The organism is Pseudomonas sp. AP3_22 TE3818, assembly GCF_053628995.1.
Genome location: NZ_JBRJHL010000001.1, coordinates 149,936 through 173,019, shown reverse-complemented (window position 1 = coordinate 173,019; position 23,084 = coordinate 149,936). Strand labels below are relative to the sequence as shown.

At 61.7% G+C, this 23,084-nt stretch carries 19 protein-coding genes; 9 read left to right on the top strand and 10 right to left on the bottom strand.

Annotated features, from left to right (window positions below):
• The first annotated feature begins 12 nt into the window (after positions 1-12).
• The 6 genes from folE2 (at position 13) to AB7M25_RS00815 (ending at position 4,911) form a co-directional block, all read left to right on the top strand.
• Positions 13-909: a GTP cyclohydrolase FolE2 gene (gene folE2, locus AB7M25_RS00840; RefSeq protein ID WP_429386922.1), complete on the top strand. Its 897-nt coding sequence runs from the start codon at positions 13-15 to the stop codon at positions 907-909.
• Entirely contained in the window at positions 906-1,574 is a 669-nt protein-coding gene (locus tag AB7M25_RS00835) for a metal ABC transporter ATP-binding protein (protein ID WP_429386920.1), read from the top strand. Before folE2 ends, AB7M25_RS00835 begins: the two co-directional genes overlap by 4 nt.
• Complete coding sequence (locus AB7M25_RS00830; protein WP_454236891.1) at positions 1,574-2,440, top strand: metal ABC transporter permease; 867 nt, start codon at positions 1,574-1,576, stop codon at positions 2,438-2,440. The genes AB7M25_RS00835 and AB7M25_RS00830 overlap by 1 nt, the downstream gene beginning before the upstream one ends.
• A gap of 11 nt (positions 2,441-2,451) precedes the next feature.
• Positions 2,452-3,327 (top strand): metal ABC transporter substrate-binding protein, encoded by an 876-nt coding sequence (locus AB7M25_RS00825; protein ID WP_429386916.1) that lies wholly within the window; start codon positions 2,452-2,454, stop codon positions 3,325-3,327.
• On the top strand, positions 3,324-3,884 hold the full coding sequence (locus AB7M25_RS00820) for a gamma carbonic anhydrase family protein (protein ID WP_429386914.1): 561 nt from the start codon (positions 3,324-3,326) through the stop codon (positions 3,882-3,884). Before AB7M25_RS00825 ends, AB7M25_RS00820 begins: the two co-directional genes overlap by 4 nt.
• Before the next feature lie 139 nt (positions 3,885-4,023).
• Entirely contained in the window at positions 4,024-4,911 is an 888-nt protein-coding gene (locus AB7M25_RS00815) for a His/Gly/Thr/Pro-type tRNA ligase C-terminal domain-containing protein (protein ID WP_429561113.1), read from the top strand.
• Positions 4,912-5,015: 104 nt separating this feature from the next.
• Here the strand turns inward: AB7M25_RS00815 and AB7M25_RS00810 are convergent, their stop codons facing one another.
• On the bottom strand, positions 5,016-5,537 hold the full coding sequence (locus tag AB7M25_RS00810; protein WP_429386910.1) for a DUF3617 domain-containing protein: 522 nt from the start codon (positions 5,535-5,537) through the stop codon (positions 5,016-5,018).
• A 132-nt stretch (positions 5,538-5,669) separates the two neighbouring features.
• On the opposite strand from AB7M25_RS00810, the gene cls reads away from it, so the two are divergent.
• Positions 5,670-7,109, top strand: a complete 1,440-nt coding sequence (gene cls / locus AB7M25_RS00805; protein ID WP_454236890.1) for a cardiolipin synthase — start codon at positions 5,670-5,672, stop codon at positions 7,107-7,109.
• On the opposite strand, the gene cfaB is transcribed toward cls, so the two are convergent.
• From cfaB to hflK (AB7M25_RS00780), 5 genes are all read right to left on the bottom strand, one after another.
• Complete coding sequence (gene cfaB / locus AB7M25_RS00800; RefSeq protein WP_429386906.1) at positions 7,106-8,290, bottom strand: C17 cyclopropane fatty acid synthase CfaB; 1,185 nt, start codon at positions 8,288-8,290, stop codon at positions 7,106-7,108. The genes cls and cfaB overlap by 4 nt on opposite strands.
• A gap of 218 nt (positions 8,291-8,508) precedes the next feature.
• Entirely contained in the window at positions 8,509-10,419 is a 1,911-nt protein-coding gene (locus AB7M25_RS00795; protein ID WP_454236889.1) for a cation-translocating P-type ATPase, read from the bottom strand.
• Entirely contained in the window at positions 10,416-11,474 is a 1,059-nt protein-coding gene (hflK, locus tag AB7M25_RS00790) for a protease modulator HflK (RefSeq protein WP_429386902.1), read from the bottom strand. The genes AB7M25_RS00795 and hflK (AB7M25_RS00790) overlap by 4 nt, the downstream gene beginning before the upstream one ends.
• Positions 11,471-12,517 (bottom strand): protease modulator HflC, encoded by a 1,047-nt coding sequence (gene hflC, locus AB7M25_RS00785; protein ID WP_429517536.1) that lies wholly within the window; start codon positions 12,515-12,517, stop codon positions 11,471-11,473. The genes hflK (AB7M25_RS00790) and hflC overlap by 4 nt, the downstream gene beginning before the upstream one ends.
• Positions 12,514-14,472 (bottom strand): protease modulator HflK, encoded by a 1,959-nt coding sequence (gene hflK, locus AB7M25_RS00780; RefSeq protein WP_454236888.1) that lies wholly within the window; start codon positions 14,470-14,472, stop codon positions 12,514-12,516. The genes hflC and hflK (AB7M25_RS00780) overlap by 4 nt, the downstream gene beginning before the upstream one ends.
• Before the next feature lie 214 nt (positions 14,473-14,686).
• On the opposite strand from hflK (AB7M25_RS00780), the gene lpdA reads away from it, so the two are divergent.
• A complete protein-coding gene (gene lpdA, locus AB7M25_RS00775) occupies positions 14,687-16,087 on the top strand; it encodes a dihydrolipoyl dehydrogenase (RefSeq protein WP_454236887.1) in 1,401 nt (466 codons plus the stop codon).
• A 122-nt stretch (positions 16,088-16,209) separates the two neighbouring features.
• Here the strand turns inward: lpdA and AB7M25_RS00770 are convergent, their stop codons facing one another.
• Positions 16,210-16,683: an Lrp/AsnC family transcriptional regulator gene (locus AB7M25_RS00770; RefSeq protein WP_007969928.1), complete on the bottom strand. Its 474-nt coding sequence runs from the start codon at positions 16,681-16,683 to the stop codon at positions 16,210-16,212.
• 145 nt (positions 16,684-16,828) lie between these two features.
• Between AB7M25_RS00770 and AB7M25_RS00765 the strand changes: the two genes are divergently transcribed.
• Positions 16,829-17,458 carry a LysE family translocator gene (locus tag AB7M25_RS00765; RefSeq protein ID WP_429386893.1) on the top strand — a complete coding sequence of 210 codons (630 nt, stop codon included), beginning with the start codon at positions 16,829-16,831 and terminating at the stop codon, positions 17,456-17,458.
• A 4-nt stretch (positions 17,459-17,462) separates the two neighbouring features.
• On the opposite strand, the gene AB7M25_RS00760 is transcribed toward AB7M25_RS00765, so the two are convergent.
• The 3 genes from AB7M25_RS00760 to AB7M25_RS00750 form a co-directional block, all read right to left on the bottom strand.
• Entirely contained in the window at positions 17,463-19,577 is a 2,115-nt protein-coding gene (locus AB7M25_RS00760) for a hypothetical protein (RefSeq protein WP_454236886.1), read from the bottom strand.
• The gene (locus AB7M25_RS00755) at positions 19,564-20,760 is read right to left on the bottom strand and encodes a DUF3142 domain-containing protein (protein WP_454236885.1); all 1,197 of its coding nucleotides are present in this window, start codon (positions 20,758-20,760) and stop codon (positions 19,564-19,566) included. The genes AB7M25_RS00760 and AB7M25_RS00755 overlap by 14 nt, the downstream gene beginning before the upstream one ends.
• A gap of 258 nt (positions 20,761-21,018) precedes the next feature.
• Complete coding sequence (locus tag AB7M25_RS00750; RefSeq protein WP_454236884.1) at positions 21,019-23,049, bottom strand: 2Fe-2S iron-sulfur cluster-binding protein; 2,031 nt, start codon at positions 23,047-23,049, stop codon at positions 21,019-21,021.
• Positions 23,050-23,084 lie beyond the last annotated feature (35 nt).

Sequence of the window (23,084 nt, the reverse complement as noted above, 5' to 3'; positions counted from 1 at the left end):
ATGGACCTGCTCATGAATGCGCTGACTCTGCCGGATATCGCCGCGCAGGCCTCACGCCAAGCCCTGCCACTGGAGTGGGTGGGCATGTGCGACATTGCTCTTCCTGTTTTGCTTGATGGCCAACGCTTGAATGCAAAGGCCGATGCCGGCGTGAGCCTCGACGATGGCAATGCGCGCGGCATTCACATGTCACGGCTCTATCTGGCGCTTGAATTGCTGGAGCAGGAAAACCTTTCACCGGCTTTATTGCAGCGGGTTTTGCAGCGTTTTCTTGAGAGTCATGAAGGACTGTCCAGCAGTGCGCACTTAACCATTCACGCCGAAGTGCTGCTGAAAAGACCGGCGCTGATCAGCCCACTGTCTGGTTGGAAAAGCTATCCGGTGAGCATCGAAGCGCGTTTGAAAAATGCGATGTTCCACGTGGAACTAAAAATCGATGTGGCTTATTCCTCAACCTGTCCGTGTTCTGCGGCCCTTTCTCGACAGTTGATACAACAGCAGTTCGTCGATGATTTCGCCAACAAGTCATTGCAACACGCTGACGTTTTAGCGTGGCTCGGCTCCACGAACGGCATCGTCGCCACACCTCACAGCCAACGCAGCAGCGCACAGTTGCGCGTACGGCTGGCGGACTTCCTGGATGAGTTACCTCTGATCGCCGTCATCAACGACGCCGAAGCTGCACTGGGCACAGCCGTTCAAACAGCGGTAAAACGCGCCGACGAACAGGCCTTCGCCTTGGCCAATGGTCAGAACCTGATGTTCTGCGAGGACGCCGCACGCCGTTTGAATCTGGCCCTGAAACGCTCCACAGGCATCAATGCCTTCCACATTCGTGTGATCCACGCCGAAAGCCTGCACGCCCATGACGCCGTAGCCGAAAGCCGTTTCAACTGGGAGATCGCATGATTGCTTGCCATGCCTTGCGCTGGGGCGCACCGGGACAGCCACTCACCCCGGCACTGGACCTCGAGCTGCCGAGGGGCAGCCTGACCGCGATCATCGGTGCGAATGGCTCTGGGAAAAGCAGCCTGTTGAAGGTCATCGCCGGCATGCAAAAGCCTTTGGCCGGAAAGGTGCGATTGAATGTTCCACTCAAGGGCGGTGTGTCGTTCCTGCCTCAGCAACAACACCTGGACAGGCAATTTCCGATCAGCCTTCAGTCATTGGTCGCCGCCGGTTTCTGGGGCAACAAACAATCAGCCGAAATCCGCAGCCAACGATTGGCAACCGTCTTCGAAAACTGGTGCCTGAGCGGTCTGGAAGATCGCCCCTTGCAAGCCCTCTCCGGTGGCGAATTGCAACGTGCCCTGCTCGCCCGTTTGAGCCTGACTGACGCGCCCTTGCTACTGCTCGACGAACCCCATGCGGCCCTCGATGAGCTCGGCCAGGCATTGCTCTGGAAACACATACACGAGTGGCAGTTCGAAGGCCGGACGCTGGTGGTCGTGTGCCATGACCTCGCCGCTGTCCGCGAGCACATCCCGCACACATTGCTGATCAAACACAGCGGTTGTGTATTCGGCCGGAGCGCCGAACTGATCCACCAACCACCTCAATCGCAGGTGGCCTGATGATCGCGGCTGCGCATCTCTGGCAACCCTTCCACGAATTCGTCTTCATGCGTCGCGCACTGCTCGGTGGACTGCTCCTGGCGTGCAGCACGGCGCCCCTGGGCGTGTTTCTGATCCTGCGGCGCATGAGCCTGATCGGCGATGCCGTCGCCCACGGCATCCTTCCCGGTGCGGCGCTGGGCTTCTGGTTTGCCGGATTGAGCCTCCCGGCGTTGACCCTCGGCGGCCTCGGCGCCGGTCTGGGTATGGCGGGCCTCGCGGCCTGGATTACCCGACGCACCGGCCTGCGGGAGGACGCCAGTCTCGCGGCGATTTACCCGATCTCCCTGGCCAGTGGCGTACTGATTCTCGGCATCGCCGGCAAACGCCTGGACCTGTTGCACCTGCTGTTTGGCTCGGCGCTGGCGGTCGACGGCCCCACCTTGACCGGCATGCTTTGGGTCTCGGGCCTGAGCCTGGTGGCCATGGCCCTGATCTACAGACCACTGTTGCTCGACACCCTCGACCCGCTCTTTTTACAAACCGTCAGCCGCCTCGGCCCAATGGCGCACGGCGTATTCCTGACGTTGGTGGTGTTGAATCTGGTCATCGGTTTCCAGGCGATCGGCGCGCTGATGGTGGTCGGCCTGATGATGTTGCCTGCCGCCGCGGCACGTTTCTGGAGTCGACGTTTGCCGGTGCTGATCCTCATTGCCGCGTTGCTCGGCAGCCTTTCGGTATGGCTCGGATTATTGATCTCGTTCTATTACTCGCTGCCCAGTGGACCGGCAATCGTGCTGGTGGCCGGCGCTGGCTATCTGTTGTCCGTGGTGTTCGGGCCGGTGCACGGCTTGCTGCGCCGCCCGCCTTTACTCACATCCCGATGAGGAGTTACCCGATGCGCGCTGTACTCGTGCTGATCAGTTTGCTGGTGTCGATGTCGTTGTCTGCCGCCGAAAAACTTCAGGTGGTGACCAGCTTCAGCATCCTTGCCGACATGACCCGGCAGGTTGGCAAGGAACATATCCAGCTCACCAACATGGTCGGTCCGGACGCGGATGCCCACACGTATGAGCCGACCCCGGACGACGCCAAGGCGCTGCTCGAAGCCAGGCTCATCATCAAGAACGGCCTGGGTTTCGAACCCTGGCTGGATCGCCTGGTGACGAGTACCGAGACCCGGGCACCGGTCATCAGCGCAAGCCACGGTGTCATACCGCGCAGCCTGGATGAAGACGGCGAAACCGTTCCCGACCCGCATGCCTGGCATAACCTGGCGAACACCGAGCTGTACATCGCCAACATCACCAAGGCGCTTATCGCCGCTGACCCGGCCAACACCGCCGACTATGAGCGCAACAGCCAGGCGTACCTGAAACAGGTCTACGCCCTGCTCGCCGAAGCCAAGGCCAAACTCGGCTCGCTGCCACCGGGCAATCGCAAGATCGTGACGTCCCATGACGCCTTCGGTTATCTCGGCCAGGCCTATGGCATCGAGTTCATGGCGCCTCAGGGCCTGTCCACCGAGCGCGAACCTTCAGCCGCGGAAGTGGCCGCCCTGATCACCCAGATTCGTCAGGCCAAGGTCAAGGCCGTGTTCATGGAGAACATCAAGGACGCCCGCCTGCTCAAGCAGATCGCCGATGAAAGCGGCGCGCAGATCGGCGGCACCTTGTACTCCGATGCCCTGGCGGCGAGCGGTCCGGCCAGCACCTTCACCGGGCTGTTCGAGTACAACCTCAACACCCTGTACAACGCGTTGAGCAAGCCATGATCCGCAAGAATCCTTCCGGAGATTTACCGCGGATTGCCGAGTCGGCCTACGTCGACAAGACGGCAATCATTTGCGGCAAAGTGGTGATCGGCGAGAACGTGTTCGTCGGGCCCTACGCCGTGATCCGCGCTGACGAAGTCGACGAGTCGGGCGATATGCAGCCGATCACCATCGGCGCCAACTCGAACATCCAGGACGGCGTGGTGATCCACTCCAAATCCGGTGCGGCGGTGACCATTGGCCAGTTCAGTTCCATCGCCCACCGCTCGATCGTGCATGGCCCCTGCACCGTGGGCAATCGGGTGTTCATCGGCTTCAACAGCGTGCTGTTCAACTGCGTGGTCGGTGACGGTTGCGTGGTACGGCACAACTCGGTGGTCGACGGGCGTGACCTGCCTGAAGCCTTCTACGTGCCCTCCACCACGCGGATCGGCCCCAACACGGACCTCTCGCAATTCCCGCCGGTGAGCGTCAGTGCGTCGGAGTTTTCCGAAGACGTGGCGCGCACCAACGTCGATCTGGTGCGCGGCTACAAAGCCCTGCAAAACGAGTTCTGACCATGAGTAGCGCAATGCCCGATTGGTGAACGCGTCGATACAAATTGCCTGGCACGACAAAGGTCTTAATGACAGCGGCCAGGCATTAGCACTAGCTTTATGCGATAACGCTCGTTAGCAGCACCTGAGTACGCCGACCATGATCCAGATCACTCTGTCCGATGGTTCAATGCGTGAATACGACCAACCGCTGTCTGTGCACGAGTTGGCCGCCAGCATCGGCCCCGAACTGGCCAGCGCGGCCGTAGCGGGCCGGGTCGATGGTGTACTGGTGGACTGCGAATACATGATCGAGGCGGATGCCCGGGTCAGCATTGTCACCCCCCGCGAGCCGGACGGATTGGAGATCCTGCGCCGCTCCTGTGCCTTGATGCTGGCCATGGCGGTCAAGCAACTCCACCCGCATGCGCAAATGCGCGCGGGCAGGGAGTTGGGCGATGGCTTCTTTTACGAGTTTGTCGTCGAGCGACCGCTGACTCCGGCAGACCTGCCCCTCATCGAAGCGCGCATGCAGTCACTGGCAGCGACCAATCACTCGATCCGTCGTCGGCCACCGCGCGAGGAGGTGTCGATGTACCGTCTGGGGGACACCGAATACCAGAGCCATGGACCGCACGTCCCCACCACCAAAGTCTTGCAGGCGTTTGCCCTCGATCACATCAGCGGCACGTTGCAACAACGGATCTACGGCACATGCTGGTCCAGCCATCAGGAGCTGCAGCACTGGAGCCTTCCACCCCATGTGGTCGTCGTCAGCATGGATGACCGCCAGGCGACTTATGCACAGGCGGTGACCGAATCCTTGCGCCAAAGGGGTGTGCGTGCAAGGGCCGACCTGCGCAACGAAAAAGTCCGCTTCAAGATTCGCCAGCACAGCCGGACCGTGCCGTACCTGGTGGTGGTCGGCGAAAAAGAACAGGCGGGGGGGTTTGTCAGTGTGCGCAGCCGCACGGGGGAGGATTTTGGCCGGATGGCGGTCGAAGCAGCGTGTGAGTGGTTGAGTCAGTCGGGGATTCAGAGCGGCTGAACTGACGCCTTCGCGAGCTAGCCCGCTCCCACACTGGATTTGTGAACGACACAGATCCAGTGTGGGAGCGGGCTAGCTCGCGAAGCTCTTAAGCTCTTAAGCTTTTAAGCTCTCGGCTTCACCGTACCGCAATCCTGCCCCAACCAGACGGCGCGGGATTCGAGGCTGCCCTTCTGCTGAATGCCGGTAGCGTTGAACGTCCCGTTGACCTTGGTGGTGAATTCACGGTCGCTGAGGAATGTCGCCACGCCGGCGCCCTGGGCTCTCGGGCAGCTGAAGCGGAATTTCCACTGGTTACCAGTGCGGTCGGTGATTTCCTGCTTGCAGCCTGACTGTGGATCGGTCAGCGGAATGTTATCGCTCTTGACCTGCTCCGGCGTCAGGCACGCCCGGACCCCTTTGCCCCCCATGGTGATCCCCTGTTTTTCCAGCTGTGCACGCTGCTCAGGGGTCATCTGGCTCTGGATCTGACCGAGGATCAATTGCAGGTCCGGCATATTCTGCTCATCGACCTTCATGTTGCTCGTGGTCAGCTCCCACAATCCTGGTTGCAGCATTTGCGCGTGAGCCGCCACAGGAAGTGCCAACCCAAGTGCCATGGCCAAACCCAGCAGACGAACGTTCATCGAGTAACTCCTGATCAGTAGTGGCCGTTAGACGTCAGCCGCGAGCATCGGTTCATGGGCCAATTAATTAGCGACATTCTGCACGGAACATGGTCTGTTAAGCACTGAATCTTCAGGAGCAAGGCAGCCCCCATGGATTATTTCGGACCGCATATTTTCGGTTATACCATCGCCCTGTTGCACTCGCTGGGCATGATCGCGGCCATCCACGCCGTGTTGACCGTCCGCACTGCCCAAGGCTCAATCGCCTGGGCCCTGTCACTGTTTTTCATCCCTTACCTCACGCTGATCCCGTACCTGGTGTTTGGCCGCAGCACCTTCGACGGCTATATCAAGGCGCGGCGGCAGGCCAACGAGCAAATGCGCAAGGCCATCTCCGAACTCAACTGGCGGCCCTGGGTGGAAGAAGCACTCACCGCCCGCGCTTCCTCGGCGTACGCCTCACTCAGAGCGATGCCGAAGCTGGGAAACATGCCGTGCCTTGCCAATAACGAGACGCGGCTGTTGATCAACGGTCAGTCGACGTTCGAGGCCATTTTCGAGGCCATCAGCCAGGCGAAAGCAGCCGTTTTGATCCAGTTTTTCATCGTTCACGACGACCGCCTCGGCCAGCGCCTGCAAACCCTGCTATTGAAGAAAGCCGCCGAGGGCGTGGCGATTTACCTGTTGTATGACCGGATCGGCAGCCACTCGCTGCCCCATAGCTACGTGCAGGCCTTGCGTGATGGCGGAGTCGAGGTCAAAGCCTTCGCCACCCGCAGTGGCTGGCTCAATCGCTTTCAGGTGAATTTTCGCAACCACCGCAAGATCGTGGTGGTGGACGGCATTCTTGGTTTTGTCGGCGGGCATAACGTCGGTGACGAGTACATGGGCGAGAAACCGCCCCTGGCCCCATGGCGCGATACCCACGTGCAAGTGCGCGGGCCGGTGGTGGCCTGCATGCAGGAGTCTTTCGCCGAAGACTGGTTCTGGGTGGCTCGTGCACTGCCGCCGCTGATCCTGCCCGAGGTTTATCCGGAAGACGGCGTGCTCTGCCAGTTGCTCGCCAGCGGGCCGGCCGATGCCTACGAAACCTGTTCATTGTTCTTTGTCGAGGCCATCCATGCCGCGACCGAGCGGGTCTGGATGACCAGCCCGTATTTCATCCCCGACGAAGCCGTATTCGCGGCATTGCGCCTGGCAGTGCTGCGCGGTGTGGATGTGCGTCTGCTGTTGCCGTCGCGGCCGGACCATCGAATCGTCTACGCCGCCTCCAGCCTCTACGCCTTCGAAGCGGTGCGCGCGGGTGTGCGGGTGTTCCGCTACGAACCCGGGTTCCTGCATCAGAAAGTGGTGTTGATCGACAGCGAAATCAGCGCCATCGGCAGCGCCAACATGGACAACCGTTCGTTCCGGCTGAATTTCGAAGTGATGTTGCTGACCGTCGACCGCGCATTTGCCGCCGAGGTGGAACAGATGCTCAACGATGACTTCGCCAAGGCCCACGAAATCGCCAAAGAAGAAGGCCGGGAGACCCGCCGCGTTCAACAGCTCGGCATGCGGGTCGCCCGGCTGATTTCACCGATTCTTTAAAGGTAGATATCGTCCCGGGTCCATGGCAGTTCATGGCTGCCATCGGCGTGGGCCTTCACGGCGAGAATCTGGTGCAGATTGATCCAGCCGCGGGCGAACGCATAGGCGCAACCGGCCAGGTACAGCCGCCAGATGCGCAGGGCTTGTTCGGGTACCAGTTTGGAAGCCGCTTCGAGATTGTCTTCGAGGCGTTCGCTCCAGTGATCGAGCGTGCGGGCGTAGTGCAGGCGCAAGCTTTCGACGTCGACGATTTCCAGCCCGGCCTCACTGATCTCGGCAGAAATCATCGACAGGTGCGGCAGCTCGCCATTGGGGAACACATACTTTTCGATGAATTCACCGGCACCGCGTCCCACCGGACGGCCATCGGTGTACTTGGCGGTGATCCCGTGGTTCATCACCAACCCGCCCTCTTTCACCGCGCCGAACAAGGTATTGCAGTACTCGGCAAGATTGGCGTGGCCGACGTGTTCGAACATGCCGACGCTGACCACTTTGTCGAAACGGCCATCCTGCGGCAGATCCCGATAGTCGAGCAGTTGCAGTTCGACCAGATCTTCCAGGCCCTCCGCTTTTACGCGTTCCCGGGCCAGGGCCAACTGCTCCTTGCTGAGGGTGATACCGAACACTTTCGCGCCAAACTCCCGCGCTGCATAACGCGCCAGTCCGCCCCACCCACAACCCACATCCAGCAGATATTCGCCGGGCTGCAGGCGCAGCTTGCGGCACAAATGACGGAACTTGGCTTGCTGGGCCTGCTCGAGGCTTTCGCTGCCGGTCTCGAAGTACGCGCAGGAATACGCCATATCGCTGTCGAGCCACAGCTGATAGAACGCGTTGGAAAGGTCGTAGTGGTAGGAAATCGCCTTGGCATCTGACTCTTTGTCGTGGACGGTGCGCACAGGCTGGTTGCCGTCGTCATCGTCCAGCAACGCCTGGCTCCATTCATCACAGACGCGGATCACGTCGCTGATGGAACCTTCGAGTTCCAGTTTGCCTTCGACAAAAGCAGTACCGAGGGCATCCAGGCTTGGATGGGTAAACTGGGAGACCATTTGCGGGTCCTTGACCACAATCGTGACGCTGGGCGTCGGCCCCAGATTGAATTCATGGCCGTCCCAGAGTCTCAGGCGAAGCGGTAACTGCAGATTCTGTAAGGCCGGTGGAAGTTGCGCGAGCATGGAGAATCCCCCTTGTTTCAGACGTCTGATCAGAGGGTAGACCATCTTTGAAAAATAGCTGGCTATCGAATTAATAGCCATTTTCAATGATTCGCGATGCCTACACCTGCCGCCGCGAACGCACAAAATGATGTGCCCTCACTTTCAATGACTACACACCACGCCTACAGTTCTAAAAATTTGAAAACGGGTAATCACCCGGTTTAGAGCATTTGCCTTCAGGTTTCGTCCTTGAGCTTGAGCAACGGCTCCTGGAACCGCAGCAATCGACCGGCATTGCCCAGGACCAGCAGGGTGCTGAGGTTATGCAGCAACGCCGCAATCATTGCCCCGGCAGCGCCGAGCCAGCCGAACGCGGCGAAGGCCACAATGGCCAGGGTCCAGCCCAATCCGATGATCACATTGACCTGCAATGTCTGGCGGCACTGGCGACTCAGGCGCACGCAGGTGCCGAGGCGACGCAGGTCACTGCCGATCAGCACGATGTCGGCCGACGCCAGGGCGATGTCTGCACCGCCCGCGCCCATGGCTACACCGACCACTCCCGCCTTGAGGGCCAGTGAATCATTGATGCCATCGCCGACCACCATCGGCCGGAAGCCGCTGTCGATTTCCTTGAGCACGCGGTTGAGTTTGTCTTCGGGCAGGGCTTGCGCTTCGACGTCACTGATCCCGACATCCCGGGCGAGCGTTTGCGCAACGCTATGGCGGTCACCCGTGAGCAACAACTGACGACCCAGACCCAGTTCACGCAACTCACCCAAGGCAAACTGCGCCTCGGGTTTGACGCTGTCGGCCAGCAACAGCCAGGCAAGAAACTCCCCGTTGACTGCAAGCCCGGCAATCGGACCATCGTGATCGGGAACTGCCGTTGTACTGATGCCCAGTTGCGCAAACAACTCCGGCCGGCCGAGCGCCGCTTCACCCTGCTCGGTCATCGCCACCACGCCCAGGCCCTGACGTTCATGAATGTCGGTCAGCAGCAGAAAATGCTCCTGGGCCACCAACCCCGCCAGGGCGCGGCTGACCGGATGGCTGCTGGCCGAGCCGAGGCTCGCCGCCAGCTGCAGGACATGGCTGCGATCCTCCAGCGCGCTGTCGATGGATTGCAGGCGCAAGGTGCCGAAGGTCAGCGTCCCGGTCTTGTCGACCACCAGCGAGGTCAGGTCCGCCAACTCTTCGAGGAACGCAGAACTGCGGATCAGAATCCCGTGACGTGCCGCCACCGCCACACCCGCAATCGCCGTGGCCGGTGCCGACAACACCAACGCACAAGGACAGGCCGCCACCAAGACCGCAAGCATTGCCTGGGCGTTGTTGGTGATGAACCAGGTCACTGCCGCCAACAGCAACACCAGCACCATATAGCTGCCAGCGTAGCGCTCCAGTAAGCGGGTAATGGGCGGCTTCGAACGCTCGGCGTTTTGCATCAGGGCAATCACTTTGCCGAGGGTCGACTCATGGCCGGTGCGGGTCACTTCGATTCGCAACAGACCATCGAGGTTGATCGCGCCACCGAACACCGACATGCCGACACCGACCTCCATCGGTACCGATTCGCCGGTAATGGAGGCGGTGTCCAGACTGGCCTGGCCGGACAACACCCGGCCATCCGCCGGTACCCGGTCCCCGGCACGCACCTCGACCCGATCGCCCGCCTTGAGCGTGCCGTTGTCGACTTCGATGATGGAGCCGTCCGCCTGCACCTTGCGCGCATGGCTGCGGGTCAGTTTGCCGAGGGCGTTAATCGCCTCCTGGGAACCGATCACACTGCGCTCCTCCAGCACGTGGCCGAAGATCATGATGATCGGCAACAGGGCCGCCGTCAGCAGATCCCCGGTGGCCCAGGCACCCAGCATGGCCAGGGCAATCAATTGATCGGTGATGCCGTGCAGGCTTGGATAACGCAGGCTGTACCACGCCGAGCGCATGACCGGTACAGCAACCAGCAGCGAAGCAACCCCCAGCAGCAACTGACTGACACCGGTCTGCTCCGGTGCCAGCCAACGCCAGATCAGGCCCAGCGCCAGCAGGCCCAATGCGAGCATGGCCAGGGTCAACTGGCGCGCGGCGCGGCGCTGTTCAGCCGAAGACAACAGGCTCGGTGCAGCGGCGGTTTTAGCGTTCATTGTGCAGCTCCCTGAATGATCAGGCGGGAATCGTCTTTGGGATCCACCGTGGTGACCGAACCGGCCTGGCCAAGAATTTTCGGCATGCGCTCGCGATAAATGCGCAGCAGCATCTGCGGGTCGACACCTTGCTGCCGGGCCTTGGCCAGGCTCAACACGGTGGCCGTATCGGCAGACGCTTTGGCCAGCCGCTCACTCGCCTGGGCATGGGCCACTTGCAGCGTACGGTCGGCTTGCTCGTTGGCGGTCTGTGTCAGTTTCTCGGCTTCGGTGCGCGAATTGGCGACGGCCTTATCAGCTTGCTGGCTGGCGGTCAGTACCGCGTTGAAAGCGTTCACCGCAGGGCTTGGCAAACTCGATTGCACATCGACCCGTGCCACTTCGATGCCCAAGCCTTGCCCTGTTGCAGCAAGTTCGGCCAGCCGTTGATTGATGCCCTGCACCAGATCACCACGCAAGCGCTCACGTCGCTCCGCCGCCTGGCTATCGGCGCCGATCAGTTCCGGACGAGCGACCAGAATGGTGTCCAGATCACGTGCGGCCGTGAGCGCTAGCGCGCTGCGGGTCACCAGCCGATCCAGAGCCGGCAATACATGTTCGCCCTGAAGCACAAACGCATAGGGCTCGGTGACCTTGTAGAACACCCGCACATCGAGTTGCACCACGCCGGCGTCCCCCGTTAACAGATAGCCAGAGCCTGCGAGGGCATCGCTGATGGGCGTGGCAAAACTGGCCACGCGATCAGCCTGCGTCGCGGCATCACTGCGCAACAGGCTTTCCACTCGACGCTCGATCACCCGATCCGCCGCCGGCAACAAAATCACCTGCTCGAAGGGTTGCGGCCAAGCCAGAAGCAGCCCTGCATTCTGAATGCGATCCAGCGCGCCGAAATGCAAAACCACGGCGCGATTTTGTGGATCGATCTGCCGCACATTGGAAAACGCCCACGCCAATGCAGCCAATACCGTCACTGCATACAGCGCAATAAACGCCAGGCGCCCGGCCTGAATCCAGGGGCTGCTCAACTCATTTGTTCCACGTGGAACCAAACTCATGGCTGCGATCCAGGCTTGTTGTCGAGGCTCGGCGGACCATCTACCAACACCCGGAACGGTGCGGCATCGGTGCGCAGAATCAGCTTGGTCCCCGGGGTCACCACCGTGCCCAAGGTGTCGAGCGAGCGCAGCAGGTTGTAGAGCTGCGGCGACTCCGCATAGGCGCGACCATAAATCTGCGCCGCTTCGACGCGCGATTGCGCTTCGATATCTGCCGCTTTCACTGTGGCATCAGCCTGCACAATTCGCGCATCACGTTCGGCGGCAGAACGAATTTGTGCGGCTTCACGCTTGCCGATGGCCGTGCGTTCAGTGGCGATGGTCTCACGCTCGGCGCGCATCCGGTCGACGGTCGCGGTGAGCGTTACCGAAGGCAGCGTCAATCGCTCGATACCAACCTGCAACACGCGCACGCCATAAGTGGTGAGCAACTGCTGATCGATTTGCTTGCGCAGTTGGGCTTCGAAATCGGCGATGCGCACTTGGCTGGCATCGGTATTGACCAGGTTCGCCAGATCAAAACTGCTGGCGGTGGTCTCCAGTGCGGAGCCGACAAAGGTACGAATCTGCCGCGCAGCCTCATCAGGCTGGTTCTGCACCGCACGCATGAAACGTTGCACATTGTCCGGATCGCCCTGCACCTGCCACGCCACATAGGCCTGGACGATGATGCGCAAACCGTCCCGGGTGCCGACATCCTGCAAACCGCTGGACGTGGTGCGCAGCCGCAGATCCACCGGGATCGCCGCCTCGAACGGTGCCGGCCAGCGCCAGCCCAGCCCCGGCTCCAGCAAAACGCGTGAAGGGTTGCCGAAGCGCGTGATCACCGTGGCCTCCCCCGAACGCACCTGCACCAGGCTCGCAGCGGCGACTGCAAACGCTACCAGCAATGCCGCCCAGCCCATGCGGCGCCACGGAAATGGACCGGCCTCTTGCGGATCACCGTGGTGATGATGGTGGTGATGGCCGTGGTGGTGATGCGCGCCATGGCCGTGATCGTGGCCGCTGTGGTCATCGTGATCGTGTGTATGGGACTGGCTCAATTGGCAGCTCCTGGCTGAACGGTTTTACGCGACGGCGCAGGATCAACCGGCAGCGTGAAAGTACGGAGGTCGATGGTCGGCGCATTGCTGCTGCCACCCAGACGATGATCGAGCACCAGCAATTTGGCGTTGGCCAACCCCTGGGACAACTGACTGAAATACTGCTCCAGCACGAAAGCCTGGCCAGCGCTGGCATAGGCTTTCTGCTCGGCATTGAATTTCAGATCCGCAGCTTGGGCGCCAGCGTTGATTTCACGGGCGCTGGCCGTCGCCTGATCGCGGGCGATGCTGGCCTGCAACTGCGCCTGGTTAGTGGCTTCGGCGGCGGCACCGCGTTCACGGGCAATCAAGGCTTGCGCCCCAATCTGCGCCGCTTGCACGCCGTGATAGGCGTTGGCGGCACCGGCCGGAGGGTGAATCGCCTCGACCACCGTGGCGAGAATCTCCACGCCGCTGTCGAGTTTTTTCAGGTCCGCCTGGACGGCGCGGCCGATTTCTTCCGCCAGCCCTACCCTGTCCTCACCCAGTAAACCGTCGAGGGTGCGCGAGGCAAAATCGTGAACCAGAATTCGGCTGGCCGTGCTGCGAATCAACATCGGCACATCGGCACTGTTATAGGTCGCGGCCAATGCCGCCTCATCGCTCAGACCGATGCGATAGACGAAGCGCACATCCATGTTGACGATCTGAAAGCTCTGCCTGTCGGCTCGGCTGCTGGCGATCACCTGGGATTTGTCGTTCACATGGCTGGCGTCCCACAGGCGATTGGCAATTGCCGGGGCCGGGCCTTCGGCAGGGTCAGCCAGGGCAGGCGTCGTGGTTTCGCCAACACTGGTGGCCAACTCGTGAACCACGCCATTCTCGACGCTCAACACCCGACCCAATGGCCAAGGCAGGCCTAGATGCAAACCCGGGCCAAACACCTCCACCGGCTTGCCGAATCGTTCATAAATGCCACGCTCTTGCAGCGCAATTTCGTGAATGCCCGTGAGCGACCAGCCGACCAACGAAATCACCGCCAACACGGGAAGGAACGCCCGACGCATGTAAGTGAAGGCCCAGATCTGCCGCAGATCTATACCGAAGCGGTTGTGTAATTCGTGCTGCAACGCCAGCAATGGCTGTGGTGGCCAGCGCAGCATGTCGGCGACAAAGCTGCGCGCCAGGAGCTCCGGCTCAAGACGTTCGCGGCGCGGACTGAACAATGACAACACCGCACGCAGCAACAGCTCTGCCGCCACCAGCCCCGGCAGCAGTCCGGACAACACCGCCAGGCGTACGGGCCACACCGAGGTTTCACCGGCAAACAACAGACAAAACGCAGCGAGTAACAGGCTGATGATCGGCACACGGGTCAATTGCGCCAACGCCGCGGCTTCAGGCCATTGTGCGGTGTTTTCCTGTGCCAGATGACGTTCCATCACCAGCAGGCCGAAGGCCAACAGCAATGAGCACGCCGCCCCGACAGTGGCCGCCAACCCCAGCCCTATCGGGGGCAACGAAAGGTCCCAGGCCTGTTCGACGCCCAACACCGCCAACAATGCCCAAGCGCCAAGCCACAGCGTCGGCGCGCCAATTTGCCCGAGCAGGTTGTGCGATTGCCGACTGATCCGGTCCAGCAAACGTTCATACCAGCCCAAAGGCTCGGCAGAGTCGTCGACAACCACCACCGGCACCACGGGATTCATGGCGCGGGCACGCCATTGGGCGACCCACCCGGCCGATTGCATGCCCGCCATCAACACCACAAATGCTGCACTCAGATTCAGCGACAACGCTGGCCACAACGTTTTCGAGGCGAACAGCCCGGTAAAAAACGCCAGCAACGCACCCACGGTGGCGAGTAAGCCCGCGCCGATGGCGAACTGGCGCAAACGCCGCCCTTGGATGAACGCCTGTTGAAAGCGCGGCAACCCGGCCAGCGGCGTTTCATCAACATCGAGATCGACTTGCATACCACCCCAGAGCGTCTTCGCTAACAGGACAATTCGTTACGATATAACGAAATTAGTGAAATTTCCGTCTTCAAGCGCGCTATCTAAAGATGCCCAACCTGTCGCTAACCTGAAGCCTTGACCGAAATGCTGCGGCGTGCACATATTACGTTCGTAATTTTATTCGGGAACTACTTTTACCCATCCCTTCCCCTTTCGATCCAGGAGTACATCCATGAGCACTTATGATGTCGTGATACTCGGCGGTGGCCCCGGCGGTTACAACGCGGCGATCCGCGCCGGACAACTGGGTCTGAAGGCGGCCTGCGTGGAAGGGCGCGCCACACTCGGTGGCACCTGCCTGAATGTCGGCTGCATGCCATCCAAGGCATTGCTGCATGCCTCCGAACTGTACGACGCGGCCATGGGCGCGGAATTCGCCAACCTGGGGATCGACGTCAAGCCCAGCCTCAACCTCGCCCAGATGATGAAGCAAAAGGATGAAAGCGTTACCGGGCTGACCAAGGGCATCGAGTTTCTTTTCCGCAAGAACAAAGTCGACTGGATCAAGGGCTGGGGCCACATCGACGGGCCGGGCAAAGTCACGGTGACCGACAGCGCCGGCGGCAAGACCGAACTGAGCGCCAGGGACATCATCATCGCCACCGGTTCCGAACCCACGCCCCTGCCCGGCGTGGACATCGATAACAAGCGCATCCTCGACTCCACCGGCGCCTTGGCGCTGACCGAGGTGCCCAGGCATCTGGTGGTGATCGGCGCTGGCGTGATCGGCCTGGAGCTGGGTTCGGTATGGCGACGCCTGGGGGCACAGGTAACGGTGGTCGAGTTCCTTGACCGGATCTGCCCCGGTGTGGACATCGAAGCCGGCAAAACCCTGCAACGCTCCCTGAGCAAGCAAGGCTTGAGCTTCAAGCTGAGCTCGAAAGTGACCAGCGCCACCACCTCCGCCACCGGCGTACAGCTCAGCATCGAGCCTGCCGCAGGCGGCACTGCCGAGTTGCTGGAGGTGGATTATGTATTGGTGGCCATCGGGCGCCGACCTTATACACAGGGCCTGGGCCTGGAGAACGTCGGCCTCGCCACGAACAAGCGCGGCATGCTCACCAACAAGGGACATCGCACCGAAGCCGCCGGGGTCTGGGTGATTGGTGACGTGACCTCCGGCCCCATGCTCGCGCACAAGGCCGAGGACGAAGCCATGGCCTGCGTCGAACAGATCGTCGGCAAGGCGGGCGAGGTCAACTACAACCTGATTCCCAGTGTGGTCTATACCAGGCCGGAGCTGGCCAGCGTCGGCAAGACCGAGGAGCAGCTCAAGGCCGAAGGCCGGGCGTATAAGGTGGGCAAATTTCCGTTCACCGCCAACAGCCGGGCGAAGATCAACCACGAGACCGAAGGCTTCGCCAAAGTGCTGGCCGATGAGCGCACGGACGAAATCCTCGGCGTGCATCTGGTTGGCCCGAGTGTCAGTGAAATGATTGGCGAGTATTGCGTGGCCATGGAATTCAGCGCCTCGGCCGAAAACATCGCCCTGACCTGCCACCCACACCCGACCCGCTCCGAGGCGTTGCGCCAGGCGGCGATGAATGTGGAGGGGATGGCGACGCAGATGTAAGACTTGAAGCGTTGCAGTGACTGATCTATCGCCTTCGCGAGCAAGCCCGCTCCCACAGTGGTTGTGTGTGCGCCACAAATCAAATGTGGGAGCGGGCTTGCTCGCGAATCAGGCGACTCGGTTTAGAGCGGCAAATGCTCCAAAGGCAACGCCCCCGGCGCCTTCACCGTATGAATCGCAAAATTGCTGCGGATGTCGCTCACCCCCGGCAGCTTCAACAAACGCCCGGTGAGAAACCGGTCATAGGCACGCAAATCCGGCACCACCACCTGCAGCAGAAAGTCCGACTCCCCGGACACCAGGAACGCCGAAATCACCTCGGGCAGTGCCGTCACCGCCAGGCGAAAGGCTTCGGCCTGTTCGTCGTTATGGCGCTCGACCTTGACCCCGACAAACACCGTCAGCCCCAACCCCACTTCGTCGCGATCCAGATTGGCCTGATAGCCACGAATCACCCCCGCCTCTTCAAGCATCCGCACCCGGCGCAAGCAAGGCGATGCCGACAGGCCGATCTCGTCTGCCAGTTGCACATTGCTCAGGCGGCCGTCCCGTTGCAGCGCGGCGAGAATCTTGCGGTCGTAGGCGTCGAGTTTCATGGCTTGGCAGATTCCGATGGTGCATGCGAAAGAAAGTGGCAGATTATGCCAATACAGCCCCCGATAGAAGCTGACAACGCAAGCACCTGCCCTGCCCTCCGGCTCTAGACTGGCGCTACCGAATCGACAACGAATGGGGTGCAACGTGGACGGACTCTGGATGTTTTTCATGGCGCTGGCGGTGGTCTATCTGTTGCCGGGGCCTGACATGATCCTGCTGTTGCAGACAGGTGCCCGCCAAGGCAAAGGCGCCGCGCTGGCCACGGCCGTGGGGTTGGGCATCGCCCGGGGTTGTCATGTGGGATTGGCGGCGCTGGGGCTGGCGGCACTGTTCAAGGCGGCGCCCTGGACCTTCGATGTGGTGCGCCTGGCAGGCGCCGCGTACCTGCTGTGGATCGGTATTCAGTGCCTGCGGACGACGATGCTGCCGAGCCTCGGAAGCGCCGACACAACCGGCGAAAAACCGCGCTGGAGCATAGCCATCCGGCGCGGCTTGCTGACCAACCTGCTCAACCCCAAGGCGCTGTTGTTCTGCTCGGTGCTGCTGCCGCAATTCATCAACCCACAGGCCGGGCCGGTGCTCGGACAGTTTGCGACCCTGGGCGTGGTGCTGGTCGGTGTCGGTCTGCTGTTCGACAGCGCTTACGCCCTGATCGGCGCGGCACTCGGCCGTTGGCTGCAACGGAGCCCTTCAGCCCAGCGTCTGCAGCAATGGTTGTTCGGCAGCCTGTTGATCGGTTTCGCCGTGCGGCTGACCTTTGTGCAACAGGCCTGAGCCTTTACTGCGCCTTGCGGCGGCGTTTGAACAGCAACAGCGCGGCCGCCGCGAACGCCAGTACGCTACCGACCTGCAACGGTGTCTTGTACGGGCGCAAGGCCGAACGCGCCGCGTCGGTGACTTGAGTCACGTAGCGCTTGTCGGCGTTCTCGAAGTCGGGGTACGGGCACTGGTGACCGAAATCGGCTGCCCACTCCACGTAAGGCCCTTCTTTGACGTAACGCTGATAAATCGCGCTTTGCTCCTCGAGGCTGCTGTTCCACCCCGAGGCCTCGCACAGTACCGCCGCAAAGGCCTGACTGGTGTGAGGCAAGTTATCCGCCGCCTTGCTCGCCAGCGCCGTGGCCACAAAGCGATAGTGATAACGCTGATCGGGCTGGGCGGCGCTGGCCTGCTGACGCTTCACTTCGTCCTCGGCCATCAATGGACCAACCTTCAGTTCGGCGTTTTCGAGGATGTAATTACCGCCGAACGTAGCGTAGTCCGGCGCCATTTCGTAGCCCAGGATATCCATGCCCCACTCACGCGCCGTCCAGGCGGCATTGAACAATGCAGCGGCCCGACGGGTCGGCCACCAGGCTGAATCTGCCGCCTGGCGTTGCTCGCCGTACAACCTGGCCTTGTGCCGCAAGCCGTCATTATCGAAGTACGCCAGCGCTTGCTCGTAATGGCCTTCGCGCAACAAACGCCGCCCCAGCAGATTGCGCAGGCTCGCCGCTACGGGCAAGGGCACATAGTTGTCGCGTTCCTGCTGGCTGAGCGGCGGCGGGGCCGGCACTTGTGTGTCGACGTAGTGCTTGAGTTCTTCGAGGGTCAACACGCGCTCGGCAACGGTGGCGGCGTCGAACCAGTAAATGCTTTTGCTGCGATACAACTGATCGAAGGCTTGCAGGTAATCCCCGCGTTGCAGGGCGAGGATCGCACTTTCACCCTCGACCCGGCATTTGGGCTGGAGCGTTTCGTAATCGTAGTCCGGAGTCCGTCGCTCGCCCCAGGATTCATTCTGCGGAAAGGCCTGGGCCGCTTTGGCATAGGCTGCGGCGGCTGCGTTTTTATCGCCGTCGCGCACCGCCAGTTTTGCTCGCAGCCACCAGGCCAACCCGCCATCGCCAGCATGCTCGAGGAACGCCTTGGCGCTGGCGTAATCGCCCTGTTGATAATTCATCGCCGCCAGGCGGTCGGCGTTTTCGAGACTGCCGCGCGTGCTGTTTTGCAACAGCTTGATCATTTTCTGTTCGTTCGGTGGTTGATCGCCAAACGACCAGCCCAAGCGGCTGATCAAGGACGCGGTCACCAACTGCTGCACGGGCTGGCCCTTGAGCAACTCGGCCACTTGATCATCCGGCAGCGTCATCAGGTCCGCCATCAACAGCTTCAACGAGGAATAGCCCACCGCGGAGCCGTGCAGATTCTGCGTGGCGTACAGCTCGATGGCTCGGTTCCAGTCGCCGGCAGCGCGCACGACCCGGGCTTCTTCGCCGAGGCTGGCGACGCCCAGTTCCAGCGGATCGCTGAAGCCGTCGATGCTCAGTTGCCGGGTTTGCTCGAAGGCCTTTGCCGATTGTTCGAGCAGATCCGGCGCCGCATTGGCTTCGGCACTCATGGCGAACAACGCGCGCCCCAGCGAGTAAGCCGCCCAGGTGCTGCGCGAAGCCCGTTGCTCGGCGGGCAAGGCCAGCACTTTCTTGAAATACCCGGCGGCCGATGCATTATCACCCGCGCCAAATGCCACAGCGCCGGCCAGGTACCACCTGAGCTCGGGCGGCAGTTGCGCGCCTTCGGTTTCAACCTGATGGGCATCCGTCAAACCGCGCAGGTGTTTCACCAGCACTTGTTGTTCAGCGGAAAGGCCCGCCTGTTCGGCCTGATCCCGTAGCGCTACCGCGTCAGGTTGATCGCTGTAGTCGGCGCCCGCGGTGACGTTCTTCAAGCCCCTGATGGCGTGGCCGAGACGACTGATTTCAAAGCTGAAGTTGCCTTCGGGCAGTTCCGTCAGCGACTGGCCACGGTTATCCAGCAGGCGCATGGGGAAGTCCGGGCCGCAGGCCAGCGCCGAACCCAGCGGCAGGCTGAGGCTCAGGCAAAGCAAATGACGCGGCCAGTTACGGGTGAACATTCGAACCTCCTTGATCAATGTGTGCGCAGCGAGCCCAACCGATGGCACGCTGTCCGCCGGCCGGAATTCGGCCATCGCGCAGGCGGGTGAAGGTAAGCAGATCCGGTCGCTGTTGCAACGCGTAACCGGCCAAGGCATCGGCCCCGTCACAGCCGCTGACCGCGAGTGTCAGGCGTTCGGGCCAGGCACTGTCGAGGTTGCCCTGGTTGCTGATGCCGATGTCATAGAGCCCATTGTCGGCCGAGAGTTGCAGCGTCAACTGACTGTCGAGGACATCAGCACGCGCCACGGCGCGCAAGGTGGTCAAGCTCCAGGCCCGGCGGTCGTTGGCCAATGGCAGGCGAAACCAGATCAGGCCCGCCAGATGCTCGGGTGGATCGGCACGCAGTTGGGTGCCGAGGGTGCGCAGTGACTGCGGATCGGCAAGTAATTCCCGGCGCAGGCCTTCGCGCTCCAGCGTCACTTCACTTTCCACAACCGGTGCGCCCTCCGTCGACGGCAGCAACGCCACGCCATAAGCCGGCAGCGCCAGATAGAACGGTTTTGTCGTGACGCGGCTCCAGGCCTTCGCCCATTGCCGGGCCTGATCGGCATCAAACAAGCCACGACGCGGATCGCTTACCGCGTGCACCTGCAACACGCTGCTGTCGACTGTGGATAACAACGCCGGCAGTTCGCGACTGTCGAGCCAGGACGGCAGCGCCGTGATGCTCAGCGGCAGCGAAGTCGGCAATGCTCCACGCAGATGCGCGAGAAATTCGCGGTACGAAGGTAACCGGGCATTACCGGCATCGTGGTCGATTTCTACGCCAGCGAGGTTCAACCCTTGCCCCTGCCACTCGCTGATCACCTGGTGGATCTGTGCGGTGATCTCTTGCTGATCGAGTGCCTTGAGCTGCCCGTCCAGGCGCACCACCGCAATCACCGGTCGACCATCGCGCCTGAGTAATACCGGATCAATACGGGCACGGCTCCAGCCGGCATTGGGGAAGGCCTGCAAGGCCAGCACCCGCAACGTTGAAAAGTCGGCACGGCTGTCCCTGAGGGCGGCGTCGTGGGCCGGCGTCCACTGCCGCTGCCAGACGTAGAGTTGCTGATCCAGTGGCGGTGCGTCGTGCCTTTCGCAGCCGGCGGTCAGTACCAGCGCCAGCAGCAAGGCGATCGAGCGAGTGAAAAAAACCATTGAAACGCCTGTTCCTGAATTGCAGAAAGGGCCGCGTCAAGCGTTTGCACACCGCAAACCTTGTGGGAGCGGGCTTGCTCGCGAAGGCAGTGTGTCAGCAACATTGATGTTGACTGACACGACGCCTTCGCGAGCAAGCCCGCTCCCACAATGTCAGGGGCATGACCGAATGGCCTTAGCCTCTGCGGCCCTTTTTCGTTCTGCCCACTACCCTACCCAGCCATTGACCAGCGGGCAATGTTCAGCGGTAATCTTCCTTCAGATATCGAGCACCAACGGCTGCGCCCCCTGCGCCGGAATCGCACAGCAAATCAGCACCTGTCCGTCATCCGGCACCTCCGCTGGCGGTAGTGGGTAATGCACCTGACCGCTGACCAGGCGCGTCTTGCAGGTGCCGCAAGAGCCGCCGCGACAACTGAATTCCGGGCGCAGGCCACGGCTTTCCGCCAACTCCAGCAAACTGCCGCCCTCCGGCTGCCAGCGCGCTTCCTTGGCCGAACGCTGGAACACCACGGGCACCGATGTGGTGGCGGCCGGTGGTTGCTCGATGACCACCGCATCGGGGTCCGGGCGCCGGCGCAAGGTGGACGGGCCGAAGGTTTCGGCGTGAATCCGCGAGTCGCGAATGTCCAGCTCGCGCAAGCCGTCGTACAGCGCCTGGGTAAAACTTCCCGGGCCACAGACGACAAAGTCCGGCTGATCATAGTCTTCGACGGTCAGAAGCTCCTTGAGCAGCGCGACGTCGATCCGTCCACTGAGGTCGAAGTCCGCACCTTGCACCGCCTCGGCTTCCGGTTGGCTCAGCAGACGCACCACCCGCACCGCGTCACCGGCGTCTTCGAGCAGGCGATCCAGTTCACGGCGAAACGGCTGGTCGGCCAGCGTGCGCGAACCCTGGATAAACCACGTCGGGCGGATACGGCGGGTGCGCAATCCCTGGTAAACCACCTCGCGCAGCATCGACAACAGCGGCGTGATGCCTACCCCGGCCGCCAGCAACACCAATGGCCGATGCTCATGGGGCGCCACGGTGAAATGCCCTTGCGGCGCCCGCGCCTCCAACAGGTCGCCGACCCGAATCCGCTCATGTAAATGGGTAGAGACCCGCCCGTCGCGCTTCACGCTGATGCGGAAAAAATCATCGGACGGGGCGCTCGATAAACTGTACGTGCGAATGTGCACTTCACCGTCAATATTGAAGCGCAGGGGTAAATGCTGCCCCGCCTGGAAAAGCGGTAATCCGGCTCCGTCGGCGGGCTCCAGGTAAATCGAGCGAATGCTGTGGCTTTGCGCTTCAATGCGCGTCACCCGCAACGGCCGCCATTGATCGCCCAGGGCTTTGGCCTGCAAACGCGCCGCGGCCTGCTCCCAGGTACCGGTGAGCAAACTGGTGGGTGATACGCCGTCGAAGCGCCAGCGTAACGCCAGGGCGGCGGGGCGACGTACGACGTGTTCGACATCGATTGTCCACAGGCGCTCGGCTCCCTGGAACGCCTCGACCTGCGGGCCCTCGAGGATGATTTCGGTGCGCCCGCTGAGCTGCAGCAAATCACCGGTATTGAAATCGATGAACAACAACCCGGCCCGGGGATTGAGCAGCAGGTTGCCCAAGGTGTTGAAATGCAGGTTGCCGGCGAAGTCCGGAATGGTCAGGCGATTGCCTTCCACGTGAACGAAACCGGTCTGACCGCCACGGTGCGATACATCCACCGAGCGCTCGCCATCGACCATCACATAACTGGCAACGAAGAACGTGTCCGCCTCGGCGATCATGGCCTTGGCCGCGTCATCCAGTTCGTTGAAGTGTTGCGCGACTCGCGTCGAAGGGTCGGCCAGCGGCACCGAACGAAACTGGCGCAACTGAATGTACTGCGGGCAATTGCCGAAGGACTGATCTACCGTCACCGCGAAACCGCCGGTCGTCATGGCACGGACATGTCCATTGATGCGGTTGCGCCGACGGGTATGCAATTCGATACCCAACAGGCCGATGGCCGCGCCGTCACTCAACTGCGCGGGATCATCAAAGGCAGGCAGGCTGCTGAACTGCAATAAACCAGGTGCTGGCGAGTGGGCGAATCCAGGTTGGCCTTCAAGGATGCTGGCCCAGGGATGACCGTCGGCATCCACCGCTCCGTACAGCATGAACGGCAATTGCTGATAGAAGGTGCGGTGCTGGTCCGGCATCTCGCTGCGAATCACCTTACGACCGAAAGTCTCCATTCGTTCGGCAACGCCCACATGCGCCTGCAATTGTTTCTCGCCGGCATGCCAGGGTGAACGGTCCATACGGCTTCTCCCTTGCGCCACTGGCGCAGGTCTGG

What these genes read in the sequence shown, in the direction of transcription:
- cls (WP_454236890.1), top strand. Translation starts at nt 5,670, where the DNA reads ATGGATTATTTCGGACCGCATATTTTCGGTTATACCATCGCCCTGTTG.
- AB7M25_RS00810 (WP_429386910.1), bottom strand. Translation starts at nt 5,537, where the DNA reads ATGAACGTTCGTCTGCTGGGTTTGGCCATGGCACTTGGGTTGGCACTT.
- lpdA (WP_454236887.1), top strand. Translation starts at nt 14,687, where the DNA reads ATGAGCACTTATGATGTCGTGATACTCGGCGGTGGCCCCGGCGGTTAC.
- cfaB (WP_429386906.1), bottom strand. Translation starts at nt 8,290, where the DNA reads ATGCTCGCGCAACTTCCACCGGCCTTACAGAATCTGCAGTTACCGCTT.
- AB7M25_RS00750 (WP_454236884.1), bottom strand. Translation starts at nt 23,049, where the DNA reads ATGGACCGTTCACCCTGGCATGCCGGCGAGAAACAATTGCAGGCGCAT.
- AB7M25_RS00830 (WP_454236891.1), top strand. Translation starts at nt 1,574, where the DNA reads ATGATCGCGGCTGCGCATCTCTGGCAACCCTTCCACGAATTCGTCTTC.
- AB7M25_RS00825 (WP_429386916.1), top strand. Translation starts at nt 2,452, where the DNA reads ATGCGCGCTGTACTCGTGCTGATCAGTTTGCTGGTGTCGATGTCGTTG.
- AB7M25_RS00795 (WP_454236889.1), bottom strand. Translation starts at nt 10,419, where the DNA reads ATGAACGCTAAAACCGCCGCTGCACCGAGCCTGTTGTCTTCGGCTGAA.
- AB7M25_RS00755 (WP_454236885.1), bottom strand. Translation starts at nt 20,760, where the DNA reads ATGGTTTTTTTCACTCGCTCGATCGCCTTGCTGCTGGCGCTGGTACTG.
- hflK (WP_429386902.1), bottom strand. Translation starts at nt 11,474, where the DNA reads ATGAGTTTGGTTCCACGTGGAACAAATGAGTTGAGCAGCCCCTGGATT.
- AB7M25_RS00815 (WP_429561113.1), top strand. Translation starts at nt 4,024, where the DNA reads ATGATCCAGATCACTCTGTCCGATGGTTCAATGCGTGAATACGACCAA.
- AB7M25_RS00770 (WP_007969928.1), bottom strand. Translation starts at nt 16,683, where the DNA reads ATGAAACTCGACGCCTACGACCGCAAGATTCTCGCCGCGCTGCAACGG.
- hflK (WP_454236888.1), bottom strand. Translation starts at nt 14,472, where the DNA reads ATGCAAGTCGATCTCGATGTTGATGAAACGCCGCTGGCCGGGTTGCCG.
- AB7M25_RS00760 (WP_454236886.1), bottom strand. Translation starts at nt 19,577, where the DNA reads ATGTTCACCCGTAACTGGCCGCGTCATTTGCTTTGCCTGAGCCTCAGC.
- AB7M25_RS00835 (WP_429386920.1), top strand. Translation starts at nt 906, where the DNA reads ATGATTGCTTGCCATGCCTTGCGCTGGGGCGCACCGGGACAGCCACTC.
- AB7M25_RS00820 (WP_429386914.1), top strand. Translation starts at nt 3,324, where the DNA reads ATGATCCGCAAGAATCCTTCCGGAGATTTACCGCGGATTGCCGAGTCG.
- folE2 (WP_429386922.1), top strand. Translation starts at nt 13, where the DNA reads ATGAATGCGCTGACTCTGCCGGATATCGCCGCGCAGGCCTCACGCCAA.